The organism is Streptomyces sp. NPDC046887, assembly GCF_040644755.1.
Classification (GTDB): domain Bacteria; phylum Actinomycetota; class Actinomycetes; order Streptomycetales; family Streptomycetaceae; genus Streptomyces; species Streptomyces lichenis.
Genome location: NZ_JBEYXH010000016.1, coordinates 103,952 through 116,124 on the forward strand (window position 1 = coordinate 103,952; position 12,173 = coordinate 116,124).

10 protein-coding genes and 1 pseudogene are annotated in these 12,173 nt (G+C 76.4%); 2 read left to right on the plus strand and 9 right to left on the minus strand.

Annotation, left to right across the window (positions count from 1 at the left end; all coding sequences use genetic code 11):
- Position 1: 1 nt before the first annotated feature.
- Positions 2-1,681: a carbamoyltransferase C-terminal domain-containing protein gene (locus ABZ945_RS17330; protein WP_361269785.1), complete on the minus strand. Its 1,680-nt coding sequence runs from the start codon at positions 1,679-1,681 to the stop codon at positions 2-4.
- 85 nt (positions 1,682-1,766) lie between these two features.
- Entirely contained in the window at positions 1,767-2,744 is a 978-nt protein-coding gene (locus ABZ945_RS17335; RefSeq protein ID WP_361269787.1) for an NAD-dependent epimerase/dehydratase family protein, read from the minus strand.
- Between the two features lie 219 nt (positions 2,745-2,963).
- On the opposite strand from ABZ945_RS17335, the gene ABZ945_RS17340 reads away from it, so the two are divergent.
- Together ABZ945_RS17340 and ABZ945_RS17345 are read left to right on the plus strand one after the other, a co-directional pair.
- Positions 2,964-4,961, plus strand: a complete 1,998-nt coding sequence (locus ABZ945_RS17340; protein ID WP_361269789.1) for a DUF4139 domain-containing protein — start codon at positions 2,964-2,966, stop codon at positions 4,959-4,961.
- A 2-nt stretch (positions 4,962-4,963) separates the two neighbouring features.
- The gene (locus tag ABZ945_RS17345) at positions 4,964-6,520 is read left to right on the plus strand and encodes a mucoidy inhibitor MuiA family protein (protein ID WP_361269792.1); all 1,557 of its coding nucleotides are present in this window, start codon (positions 4,964-4,966) and stop codon (positions 6,518-6,520) included.
- A gap of 128 nt (positions 6,521-6,648) precedes the next feature.
- Here ABZ945_RS17345 and ABZ945_RS17350 read toward each other — a convergent pair whose 3' ends face one another.
- The 7 genes and pseudogenes from ABZ945_RS17350 to ABZ945_RS17380 all read right to left on the minus strand — a co-directional run bounded on the left by ABZ945_RS17350 (position 6,649) and on the right by ABZ945_RS17380 (position 12,146).
- A complete protein-coding gene (locus tag ABZ945_RS17350; protein WP_361269795.1) occupies positions 6,649-7,743 on the minus strand; it encodes a glutamate--cysteine ligase in 1,095 nt (364 codons plus the stop codon).
- A 191-nt stretch (positions 7,744-7,934) separates the two neighbouring features.
- Positions 7,935-8,135: pseudogene (locus tag ABZ945_RS17355) on the minus strand (glycosyltransferase family 2 protein); the annotation flags it as partial.
- The gene (locus ABZ945_RS17360; RefSeq protein WP_361269797.1) at positions 8,038-8,298 is read right to left on the minus strand and encodes a hypothetical protein; all 261 of its coding nucleotides are present in this window, start codon (positions 8,296-8,298) and stop codon (positions 8,038-8,040) included. The gene ABZ945_RS17360 and the pseudogene ABZ945_RS17355, both read right to left, overlap by 98 nt.
- On the minus strand, positions 8,295-9,455 hold the full coding sequence (locus ABZ945_RS17365) for a glycosyltransferase family 9 protein (protein ID WP_361269898.1): 1,161 nt from the start codon (positions 9,453-9,455) through the stop codon (positions 8,295-8,297). The genes ABZ945_RS17360 and ABZ945_RS17365 overlap by 4 nt, the downstream gene beginning before the upstream one ends.
- Before the next feature lie 92 nt (positions 9,456-9,547).
- Complete coding sequence (locus ABZ945_RS17370; RefSeq protein ID WP_361269799.1) at positions 9,548-10,555, minus strand: glycosyltransferase family 9 protein; 1,008 nt, start codon at positions 10,553-10,555, stop codon at positions 9,548-9,550.
- The gene (locus ABZ945_RS17375) at positions 10,552-11,148 is read right to left on the minus strand and encodes an HAD family hydrolase (RefSeq protein WP_361269802.1); all 597 of its coding nucleotides are present in this window, start codon (positions 11,146-11,148) and stop codon (positions 10,552-10,554) included. Before ABZ945_RS17375 ends, ABZ945_RS17370 begins: the two co-directional genes overlap by 4 nt.
- The gene (locus tag ABZ945_RS17380; protein ID WP_361269804.1) at positions 11,145-12,146 is read right to left on the minus strand and encodes a glycosyltransferase; all 1,002 of its coding nucleotides are present in this window, start codon (positions 12,144-12,146) and stop codon (positions 11,145-11,147) included. The genes ABZ945_RS17375 and ABZ945_RS17380 overlap by 4 nt, the downstream gene beginning before the upstream one ends.
- Between the last annotated feature and the right edge of the window lie 27 nt (positions 12,147-12,173).

A 12,173-nucleotide genomic window follows, 5' to 3' on the forward strand; every position in this document is an offset into this window, starting at 1 on the left:
CTCACACCCCCCGGCGCCGTGAGGCGTCGTCGGTGTCGTCGGAGCGGAAGAAGTCCCCGCGCCGCACCGCGTACGGGCCGATGGCCAGCAGGTCCACCGGCGAGGAGCCGAAGCACTCCAGCGCGTCCCGGGGGTCGTCCACCATCGGCCGGCCGGCCGTGTTGAGGCTGGTGTTCACCACCACCGGCAGCCCGGTGCGCCGCTCGAACTCGGTGAGCATCCGCGCCACCAGCGGCTCGGTGCGCGCGTCCACGGTCTGGATCCGGGCGGTGCCGTCCACATGGACCACCGCCGGGATCCGCTCCCGGCACCCGTCGGCCACCCCGTGCGTGAAGAGCATGTACGGCGAGGGGATCTGCCCGGTGAACAGCTCACCGGCCCGCTCGGCCAGCACCATCGGCGCCACCGGCCGGAACTGCTCCCGCCCCTTGACGTCGTTCAGCCGCTCCAGATTGCCCGCGTGGCCCGGGTGCGCCAGCAGCGAGCGGTGCCCCAGCGCCCTCGGCCCGAACTCCGAACGCCCCTGGAACCAGGCGACGATGCCGTTGTCCGCCAGGGTCTCGGCGACCGTGGCCGCGATGTCCGGCGGCCGGTCGAACGGCACCGCCGCCGTCTTCAGCCAGGCCCCCAGCTCCGCGTCGGTCCAGTCCCGGCCCAGGTCCGCGCCCGGCATCGGCTCCGGCTCGTCGCCCTCCCGCGCCGCCAGCAGCAGCGCCCCGCCCAGCGCCGTCCCGGCGTCCCCGGCCGCGGGCTGCACCCACACCCGGTGAAACGGCCCCTCGGCCGCGATCCGGGCGTTGGCCACGCAGTTCAGGGCCACCCCGCCCGCCATGGTCAGCAGCCGGTCATGGGTCTGGCCGTGCAGCCAGCGCACCAGGTCGAGCAGGGTCTCCTCCAGCACCGCCTGGGCGCTGGCCGCGACATCCGCGTGGTCCTGGGTCCAGGCCTCCTCCGGCCCCCGCCGCGCGCAGAACTCCGCCCACGGCACCCCGGCCGCCCGGAAGCCGCCGTCCCCGGTCGGATGCACATACCTCCGCAGCTCGGCCAGCATCCGGGGCCGCCCGTGCGAGGCCAGCGCCATCACCTTGAACTCGTCCGAGGAGCGCAGGAACCCCAGATGCTCGGTCAGCTCCTCGTACACCAGGCCCAGCGAGTGCGGCAGCTCCTGCGCGTACAGCGGCTCCAGCCGGCTGTGCACCCGGCGCGCCGCCAGATGCGAGGCGCACTCACCGCGCCCGTCCAGCACCAGGACGGAGGAGGTGTCCGCGCCCTCGGCGGCGAACGCGCCCGAGGCGGCGTGCGCCATATGGTGCGGCACGAACCGCACGATCCCCGGGTCCAGCCCCGGCAGCGCGGTGCGCAGGAAGTCCGGCGCCTGGCGCGCGTACTCCTGCCGCAGATGGTCCCAGGGGTCGTCCAGTCCCAGCTCCCCGGCCGGACGCGCCAGCTCCGGGTCGAAGGAGTAGGCGACCGCGTCCAGGTCCTGGGGCCGCAGCCCGGCCCGCCGCAGACACCAGGCCGCCGCCTGCTCGGGCAGCTCCCAGGCCGAGAACGGCACCGGGCGCTTGCCGTGCTTCCGCCTGGAGAAACGTTCCTCCTCGGCGGCGGCCACCGTGTGCCCGTCGATCACCAGCGCGGCGGCGGGGTCGTGGAAGAGGGCGTTGATTCCGAGGATGCGCATAAGTCCCTGGCCTTTCGGCGAATGCCTGACGGCGGGTGCCCGACGGCGGGTGCCTGACGGCGGATGGGGGAGTACGGGGTCGGGCTCAGCGGCCCTCGGGGTGCTCGCGGAACCAGGCGATGGTGCGCCGCAGCCCCTCCTCGGCGCTCACCCGGGGCTCCCACTGGAGCTTGTCCCGCGCCAGGGTGATGTCCGGGCAGCGCACCGCCGGGTCGTCCACCGGCCGGTCGATGAAGCGGATGTCCGACGCCGAACCGGTCAGCCCGATCACCAGCCGCGCCAGCTCCAGCATGGTCAGCTCATCCGGGTTGCCGATGTTCACCGGCCCCCGCAGCCGCGCCGCGGCCGCCCTCAGCACACCCCCCACGGTGTCGTCGATATAGCAGAGCGAACGGGTCTGGTTGCCGTCCCCGGTGACCGTCAGCGGCTCACCGGCCAGCGCCTGCCGTACGAAGGTGGGCACCGCCCGCCCGTCATGGCCGCGCATCCCCGGACCGTAGGTGTTGAACAGCCGCACGATCCCCGCGTCGGTGCCGTGCGCCTCCGCCTCCGCCGTGGTCAGCGCCTCCCCGAACCGCTTGGCCTCGTCGTACACACTGCGCGGCCCCACCGGGTTGACGTTGCCCCAGTACCGCTCGTTCTGCGGATGCTGCTGCGGGTCCCCGTACACCTCCGAGGTCGACGCCAGCAGGAACCGGGCCTCGCTCTCATGCGCCAGCTCCAGCGCGCGCCGGGTGCCCGAACTGCCGGCCTCCAACGTGTGCAGCGGCAGCCGCAGATAGTCCGCCGGCGAGGCGGGCGAGGCGAAGTGCAGCACCAGATCCGGCCGCCGCCCCACCGAGAACGGCTCCGAGACGTTCGCCTCCACCAACACGAACCCGGGCCGCTCCAGCAGCGCGGATATGTTCTCCCGCCGCCCGGTGCTGAAGTCGTCCACACAGGTGACGGCCGCCCCCGAGGCCAGCAGCGTGGCGCACAGATGCGAACCGACGAAGCCGGCGCCACCGGTCACGACGACATGTTCCCAGCGGTGTTCCGCCGCCGAGGCTGAAGCGGTGTCCATGCGGATCTCCTGACGTACGCGGGGCCGGGCGCCGACGCGGTGCGCCGAGCCGGCGATCCCGGACGACGGACCAGTGCCCCTGCGGTCTGCCCCCAGGCTGGTCCGAACGGGGACGGGCGGCGCGGTGGTGTACGCCGTTGGTGTGGTGACCCTCCGTGCGGCCCAACCCACCGAACCCCGTAGGCTGCGCCCACCATGGACACCACGGGGGGCGTCGACATGACCACCACACAGGCCGTCAGCTGGTATTCGACCCTCGACGCGGTCACCGTGTACGCCCAGGGCGCCCTCTGCCGCCGACGGGCCCGGGGCACCGTCCCGCCCGACGGCCGGGTCCGGGTGACCGGGCTGCCCCGCGCCCTGGACCCCGGCTCACTGCGCGTCCGGGCCCTTACCCCCGACGGGACCCGCGTCACCGAGGCCCGCATCGAGATCCAGGCCGAGCCCACCGAGACCGCCGCCGACCCTGCCGACGCCCTGCGCCACGAGACCGAGCGCTTGCACGACGCCTACCGTGCCGCCGAAGAACGCCGGGACCGGCAACGCGGCCTGATCGACGAGGTCTCCGCCCTCCGCCCCACCCCGCCCGCCAAGAAGCGCGACGAACCCCACCGCCGCACCCCGGTCGACGCCTGGCTGGCCCTCGCCGACTTCACCGAGGAGCGACTGACCGCCCTGCACACCCGCCTCACCACCCTGGAGCGGGAGTACCGCGAGGCCGAGCACCGCTACGAGACAGCCGTCGACCGCCTGGAACGCGCCTCCACCGCCACCCCCTCCGCCCACCTGCGCACCGAGGTCTCCGCGCTGCTCACCCTCGACACCCAGGCCACCGAGGCGGAACTGGAACTGGAGTACGGCGTCCCGGGCGCCGTCTGGGTCCCCGCCTACCGCCTCTCCTACCGCCAGGGCGACGGCGGCGGCCGACTCCTGATGCGCGCCTCGGTCGCCCAGCGGACCGGCGAGGACTGGACCGGCGTACGCCTCTCCCTGGCCACCGCCGACCTCCGGCGCCGCACCGACCTGCCCACGCTCCGCTCCCTGCGCATCGGCCGCCGCCAGCCCCCGCCCGCCCCCTCCGGCTGGCGCGAACCCCCGACCGGCCTCACCGACCTCTTCACCGGCTACGAAGCCGCCGGCCCCCGCCCCACCCCGCCCGCCGAAGCGGTGGGCGGTGCCGCGCCCACCCCCGCCCCCGCGGCCTACGGCGGCCCCCCGACCGCACCTCCGCCACCTCCCTTCGCCGGCGCCGCCCCCACCCGCCCCGGCGCCCCCCGCGCCCGGAGCGCCGCCCCGGCCATGGCCATGCCCCCCGGCGCACCCCCACTCTCCGCCTTCACCCCACCCCCACCCGCACCGGCTCTACCACCCCCGCCTTCCACCCCGCCCCACCCCACCACCCCCGAACTCGACTACACCTCCCTCGTCCTGAGCGGCCCGCAGGAACCGGGCGACCGCCGGGGCCGCCTCTTCCCCGCCACCGCCGACCCGGTGGCCGACGAGTACCGCCGCCGCGCCGAGGCGGTGACCGCCCTGCCCCTGCCCGGACACGCGGTACGCCCCCGGGAGTCGGCCGGCTCCTTCGACCACTGCTTCGATGCCGCCGCCCGCGCCGACATCCCCTCCGACGGCACCTGGCACACCGTCACCCTCACCACCGTCCCCGTCGGCCTGCGCACCGAGTACCTCACCGCGCCCTCCGCCGAACCGGCCGTCTACGCCACCCTGCTGCTCTCCAACGCCACCGCCCAGGCCCTGCTCGCCGGACCGGTCGAGGTCACCGTCGACGACGACCACCTGCTCACCGCGGCCCTCCCCACCCTCGCCCCCGGCGCCGTCCGCCGCCTCGGCCTCGGCCCGGCCGAGGACATCAAGGTCGTCCGCCGCACCACCCTGCGCGAGTCCACCACCGGTCTGCGCAACAACGTCACCGTGCTCGACCACCGCGTCCACGTCGAACTGGCCAACCGCTTCCCCCGCCCCGTCACCGTCGAGATCCACGAACGCGTACCGGTCACCACCGACCCGGACATCCGCATCGAGGAACACGCCGACTGGATCACACCCCCCGAAGCCACCGGCCCCGACCACCACGCCCCCGGCACCCGCCTCTGGCGCCTCGACCTGCCCCCCGGCGCCACCACCGCCCTCGACGGCGGCTACGAGATCCGCATCCCGGCCGGCAAGGCCCTCACCGGCGGCAACCGCAGGAGCTGACCATGTCCCCCGAGCAGCCGACCCCCCTCCCCGTCACCGCCGTCACCTGCCTGGAGGACCGCGCCCACATCGAGCGCACCACCCCGCTCGACCTGACCCCCGGCGTCCAGCGCCTGCGCCTCGGCCCGATCAGCCCCCTCGCCGTCGACCGCAGCCTGCACGCCGAACTCACCGCCGACCACCCCGTCCAGGTCCTCGACACCCGCATCCTCCGCACCTGGACCCCCCGCGCACCGTCCCCCGCCCCGGCCGACTCCCTCCTCCGCCACCGCATCCATACCCTCAAGCAGGACCGCACCGCCCTCCACCACCAACGCGACCGCCTGGCCGCCCGTCTCGACCTGCTCGGCCGACTCTCCACCGACCTCCTCCGTGACATCGCCGAAGGCGCCGGCTCCGGCGAGGCCGATCCGGACCGCTGGGCCCGCGAACTGGACCGCCTCGATGCCCAACGCGACACCTCCGCCGAACAGCTCCGCACCGTACGGGCCCGCCTCACCACCCTCGACACCGAACTCGACGAGGCCCGCCAGGCCCTGCGCCTCGCCGAGAACGAGCCTCTCGAACTCACCGCCCACGTCGAGCTCACCGTGGAATCCGCCGCCACCGGCCCGGCCCGCCTCCGCCTCACTCACCTCACCCCCTGCGCCCTCTGGCGCCCCGCCTACCGAGCCACCCTCCACGGAGACCGGCTCACCCTCGACACCGACGCCATGGTCTGGCAGCGCACCGGCGAGGACTGGTCCGGCGTCCAGCTCACCCTCTCCACCGCCCGCTCCGCCTCGGCCACCGAACCCCCGCGCCTCCACGAGGACCGCCTCACCCTCCAGGACCGCCCCGCCGCCGAGCGCCGCACCGTCGACGTCGAACTCCGCGAGGAGGACACCGCGACCCTCGGGCCCACTCCCGTCCTCGGCCTGCCCTCCGTAGACGACGGCGGCGAGACCCGGATCCTGCGCCCCACCGCCCCCGTCTCGATCCCCGCCGACGGCCGCGCCCACAGCGTCCCGCTCACCACGTCCACCGCCCCCGCCCGCCTCGACCTCATCTGCGCCCCCGAGCTGTCCCCGGTGGTCACCCGGGTGGCCCGCTCCGAGAACCGCTCCGGCCACGCGCTGCTCGCCGGCCCCGTGGACCTGATCCTCGGCGGCGGATACACGGGCCGTGCCACCCTGGACTTCACCGCCGCCGGCGCCCCCGTCGAGCTGTCCTTCGGCAGCCGCGACGACTACCGGGTGATCCGCCAGGTCGAGGAGGCCCGCGGCACCTCCGGGCTCACCCAGCGCACCGTGATCACCCGCACGGTCCGCCTCCACCTCTCCCGGTTCTCCGCGCCCGGCGAGGACGACGACCGCGTCATCGTGGTCCGGGAACGGGTCCCGGTCTCCGAGCACGCCTCCGTGGAGACCCGCCTCCGCGAAGAGGCCTGCGCCCCCGTGCCGGACGCCGTCGACCCCGAAGGCATCGCCCACTGGGCCGTCACCCTCCCCCCGGGCGGCCACCGCACACTCACCCTGGTCCACGAGGTCTCAGCCGCCGCCAAGGTCACCGGCCTATGAGGTGGGCGGCTTGCGCCGCCGCTGACCGGTCCGGGGCCGGTGGCCTCTGCCCCTGGACGAAGTCCTTGGGGGAGGACCCACCGGGCAGCGGGCAGGCCCGGACACCGCCGAGCAGCGTGCGCAGACCGCTACGGCGCCACCGTCTCGCCCGTCAGCAGTTCCGCCAGCGCCTCGCGCCCGCCCTCGGCCAGCACCCGGCTCTGCTGGTCGGCCGACGTCCCCTGCTGGAGCAGCCGGTGCACCAGCGCCGACACCTCCCGGGCGTCCCCCGACTCCTCCAGCGCGGGCATCAGATGACCGAGCAGCATCGCCAGCACGTCCCCCGACTGGCGGGCCGTACCACCGGGGTCGATCAGCTGCCCGCTCAGTCCGTGCCGGGCCGCGTGCCAGTTGGCCGCCTGGAGTAGCTCAGGTGTGCACTCGGGCACCCGCGCGCCCGCCTTCTCCTCACGGATCGCGGTGGCGATCAGCGCCCGCACCAGCCCGGCGAACATCACCGCGCTGTCGGCTCGCAGCTGTACGTCGGCGCAGCGCACCTCGACCGTCGGGTACTTGTCGGAGAGCCTGGCCTGCCAGTAGAGCTGCCCGGTGTCGGTGATGATCCCGGTGTCCAGCAGGTTGCGGACCCGGCGCTCGTGGTCGGCCAGCGAGGCGAACGCGGGGGGCGGGCCGCTCACCGGCCAGCGGCCGAAGACGACCGTGCGCCAGCTGGCGAACCCGGTGTCCTTGCCGTCCCAGAGCGGTGAGTTGGACGACATGGCGACCAGTACCGGCAGCCACACCCGGATGCGGCTCAATACCGCCACGCCCATTTCCCGGTCCGGCACCGCCGCGTGTACGTGCATGCCGTTGACCAGCTGTTCCGCCACCAGTTGCGGGGCCTGGGAGCGCATGGCCAGATAGCGCGCCTTGGGGGTGACCGGCACCGGCGCGGGCTCACGGAAGGGCGCGGTGGCGCAGGCGGCGATCCGGCAGCCGTTGCGTTCGGCGGCCGCGCCCAGCGCATGGCGGAGCCGTAGCAGATGGCCGCCGACCTCCTCCAGGTCGGTGCAGACCGGGGTGGCGACCTCGACCTGGGCCTGGAGGAGCTCGGACTGCACTTCGGAGGCGCCGACGATGGGTTCCAGGCCGGCGTCCGCCCGCACTTCGTCGGCGAGCGGTACGGGGAGGCAGGTCGCCGGATCGAGCAGCAGGTACTCTTCCTCGACCCCGATGGTGATCATGAGGTGCGGGTACCCCCCGACGTCCTTCCGAACCGATACGGAATGCGCCGGAAACCCGCGCGCAACCCACCCGAACGACGACCGGATCCGGCCCCCGACCGTCACCCCACGTAGCGTCGGGCCGCGGACGTGGGCTGGGGCTCGGCGAGCGCGCCGAGCCGGGCCTCCACCGCGGGCGGCACGACCCTGCGCAGCGGGCGGCGCAGCCAGGTGGGGAGCACCGTGTTGCGCCGCGTCACCGCGCGGCGCCCGGCCCGCTCCCCGCCGTCGGAGGGCGCGTGCACCGCCACCACCTCAGGGGTGTGGCACACCCCCCAGCCCCGGGCCGCCAGGCCGTAGGCGAGCAGGGTCTCCTCGCCGCCGACGAACAGCGCCGGGTGGTAGCCGCCCGCCGTCCGTCGAGGCGTTGTCCACCACGGCGACCGGTGGCCGCCCGGGCAGCGCGGTGAGCAGGCTCAGGGTGCGCAGCAGCGCGTCCCGGTGGTTGTGGGTGAGCACCACGACGGTGGTGCGCCGGTCGGGCAGGCTCGGGGCGTCATCAGGCCGACCGATCACGGGCGCGCCACCTCCGGGTGCTCGTCCAGCGCCTTCAGTACGTCCTCGGGATGGAGGCGCAGCAGCCGCGGGTCCGGCTCCTGCCCGTGCGGGTCGCCGGGCGGTTCCCCGGCCGGGCCCGGTCGCCACAGAGCGATATGCCGGGTCCCCGGCGGCGGCCCCCAGCGGCGCGGCGAGACCGGCCCGAACAGGGTCACCGACGGGGTGCCATGGGCCACCGCCAGATGCGCGATCCCCGTGTCGCCGCTCACCACGGCCGCCGCCCCTGCGAACAGCGCGGCCAGTTCCGGGTACGGCAGCCCGCCCGCGTACACCAGGGGACGCGGCCCGGGGGGCAGCGCGGACACCACACGGGCCAGCAGCCCGTCCTCACCGGGCCCGCCGGTCAGCGCCACCCGGTGGCCGCGCCGCAGCAGCTCACCGGCGACGGCCGCGTACCGCTGGGCGGGCCACCGCCGGGAGCCGGCGTCGGCGCCGGGGTGCAGCACGACGGCCCCGGGGGCGGGCGACGGCCCGGGCGGCGGGGCCAGCCGCAGATCGCCGGGGTCGGCGGCGACCCCGTGGAAGCCCAGCAGCCGGCACCAGCGCTCCCGCTCGTGCTCGCCGTCCCGCCACACCGGGCCGGTGATCCCCGGGGTGCCCGGATGGGCGAACGCCCACAGCCGGCGGGGTCGCAGCCGGGCGAGCAGCAGATGACTGGAGGGGCCGCTGCCGTGCAGATCCACCGCCAGCTCGGGTGGGGGACCGGTCCAGTCCAACCGGGTCGGCACCGCCCGCCCGGGCGCCGAGGCGGGTAGCAGCCGGTCCACCGCGCCGCTCGCCGCCACCGGTCCGGCCAGCGCCTCGGGCCCGGCCAGCACGATCTCCCACCCCGGGAAGCCCCGCCGCAGTCCCCGCAACGCGGGCACCCCGGCCAGCAGATCGCCCAACCCCAGCGCCCGCAACACCAGCACCCGAGACCGCCCCGCACCGCCCGCACCCGTCCCTCCCACCGAAACAGTCGTCCCAGCCCACCCCGCACCCGTCCCTCCCACCGAGCCATCCGCCCGGCCCGCACCCGGCACCCCACCCCCACCCGGCCCCCCGCCCGCCCCCGCCAACCCACCCCCGTCCGGCGCCCCCCGCGCCCCCGGTGCCCGCTCGCCCCCGACGGTCATGGCCCCGGCGGCCCGTGCCCCGTCACTTCCGGCCGCAGGCCGCCCACCGGTCTCGGCCACCGCCCCACTCCTCGCGGCCGCAGGCCGCCCCCTCACCGCCCGGCTCCGAGCAGCTTCTCCACCGCCGCGACGACGTCCTCGGCCGTCACCCCGTCCAGGCAGGGGTGCCCGGGCACCGGGCACTGGCGGGCGCGGGTGCCGGCGCACGGCGCCGCCTGGTCGCCGAGCAGCACGTGCGGCACGCCGTAGGGGCCCCAGCGCTCGGCGGGGACCACGGGGGAGAACAGCGAGACCACCGGGGTGCCGACGGCGGCCGCCAGATGGGCGGGGCCGGTGTTGCCGGTGACCACCGCGCCCGCCCCGGCGAGGACCGCGGCCAGCTCGGGCGGCCCGGTGCGGCCGCCCAGGTCGAACCCGTCCCGGCCCGCCACCAGCGCGGTGGTCTCCCGCTCCCCGGGCCCGCCGGTGACCACCACCCGGTGCCCGGCCCCGGCCAGCAGCCGTACCGCCTGGGCGGACCGCTCCGGACTCCAGCGGCGGGCCGGGACACTCGCCCCGGGGTGGACCACGACATAGGGGCCGGGGCCGGTCAGCTCCGGTGCCCCGGCGGCGTGCCGGACCCGCAGCCGGCCGTCGTCACCCGGTGGGCGCGGGAACCCGGCCGCCTCGGCCAGGTCGAGCCCCGCCTTCGCCTCGTGGGCGTGCGGGGCCCGCTGATGACGGACGTCCAGCAGCGCCCCGGGCGCGTCCACACTGTCCGCGGCGATATGCGGCACCCCGGCCATCCGCAGCAGCAGGGCGGCGGGCAGTGGGCTCTGGTGGAAGGAGGTGAGCACCAGGGCCGCGTCCAGCCGGGCCGCCGCGAGCCGGTCCACCAGCCGGTCCACCTCCGCGCGGTCGACCGCGGGCGGGTCGAAGCCCACCCAGGGGGCCTCCCACACCAGCACCTCGTCCACCCCCGGCAGCAGCCGGGCGGCCGGCGCGCCCAGCGGCCCGCAGAGCAGCGTCACCCTCTCCGCCCGGTGCGCGGCGGCACGCACCGCGGGCCCGGCGAGCAGCACATCGCCGAAGCTGTCCAGCCGGACCACCAGCACCCTCACGGCCGGGTCCGCCCCTCCGCGTACGCCGCCGCCGACTCCGGATGAGCCCACGCCTCGGCGTAGGACAGCGCGAGCCGTACCGCCTCCATCAGGTCCGGGCAGACCGCCGGCGCCGCGGCCACCTCCTCCGGGAGGGTCCGCGCGGTCGGCACCAGCACGGCCCGCGCCCCCGCCGCCCGGGCCGCCGCCATGTCCGCCCCGATGTCGCCGATCACCACGCACGCCCCGGTCGGCACCCCCAGTCGGCGGGCCGCCTCCACCACCAGTCCGGGTGCCGGCTTGCGGCAGCCGCAGCCGTCCTCGGGGGAGTGCGGGCAGTACACCCAGGCGCCGAACGGCCCCAGCAGCGCGTCCACCCGGGCGTTCACCGCCCGTACCCGGGCGTGGCTGAGCAGCCCCCGGCCGATGCCGGACTGGTTGGACACCACCCCGCAGCCCAGCCCCCGGGCGCGCACCAGCGCCACCGCCTCGCGCGCTCCCGGCATGGGCCGCACCAGCGCCGGGTCGCCGTTGTAGGGGACGTCCGCCACCAGCGTGTCGTCCCGGTCGAAGAGCACCGCCCGCACCGGGAGCCGCCCCTCGGTCCCGGTCACCACGTGCCCTCCCAGGCCGGCGCCGCCCGGTGCCGCCACCGTCCGCTGAGCCGGTGCCAGGTGGCGGCGGCCGGGATCAGCGCGCTGGTCAGCAGCATGGTGGCCACCTCATCGGCGGTACGCGGCCCCGGGGCGATCCTGGCCCGGGCGAACTCGCCCGTCCCCAGCGCCCACACCGCCGCGGCCAGCAGCGCGGCCCGCGGCCGCCCGGCGCCGGCCAGCACCAGCGCGCCCAGGCCGACCGCGCTGAGCGCCGCATGACGCCGGATCCGGCCGCGCGGCGCCGCCGCCCGCTCCCACCAGTCCCGGCCGTGCAGCCGGGCCATCAGCGCGTCGTCGGCGTTGCCGCGCTGCACCCGCAGCGACACCCAGCGGTCCGCGGGCCGCACCGGATGCTCGGTGCGCCGCTCACCGCGGACGATCCGCCAGCCCGCGTCCACCACCCGAAGCGCCAGATCGGCGTCCTCCCGGAAGGCTCTCGGGAACCGCTCGTCGAAGCCGCCGACCGCCCGCAGCGCCTCGGTGCGGTACGCCATGTCCGCGGTCGCCCACAGCGCCTCGGCCAGCCCGGCGGTGTTGCGCTCCCAGTCGGTGGGCGGCCGCCCGGCGGGCAGCGGCACCTCCAGCACGCCCTGCACCCCGCCGGTGTCCGGGCCCGCCTCGGCCAGGTCGCGGGCCAGCTGCTCGCGCCAGTGCGCGGTGACCCGTACGTCGTCGTCCAGGAGCACGGTCCAGGGCTCCTCGACCACCCTCGTTCCGGTGTTGCGGGCGGCGGCCGGGCCCCGGCCCCCGCTGCGCAGCACGATGGCCCGGTCCGCCAGCGGGCCCAGCGCGGCGAGCGGCAGCGGGCCGCCCGGCGCACCCGGGCGGTCGTCCACCAGCACGATCCGGCTGGGCTCCGGCCCCGAGCAGTCCGCCAGCGCGCGGAGGCAGCCGGCGAGGCAGGGCCGCCCGATGGTGGGGACGACGACGGCGTACGAGGCGAGCGGGGGGTGCATCGTCGGCGCCTCCTGGTGCGGACCGGG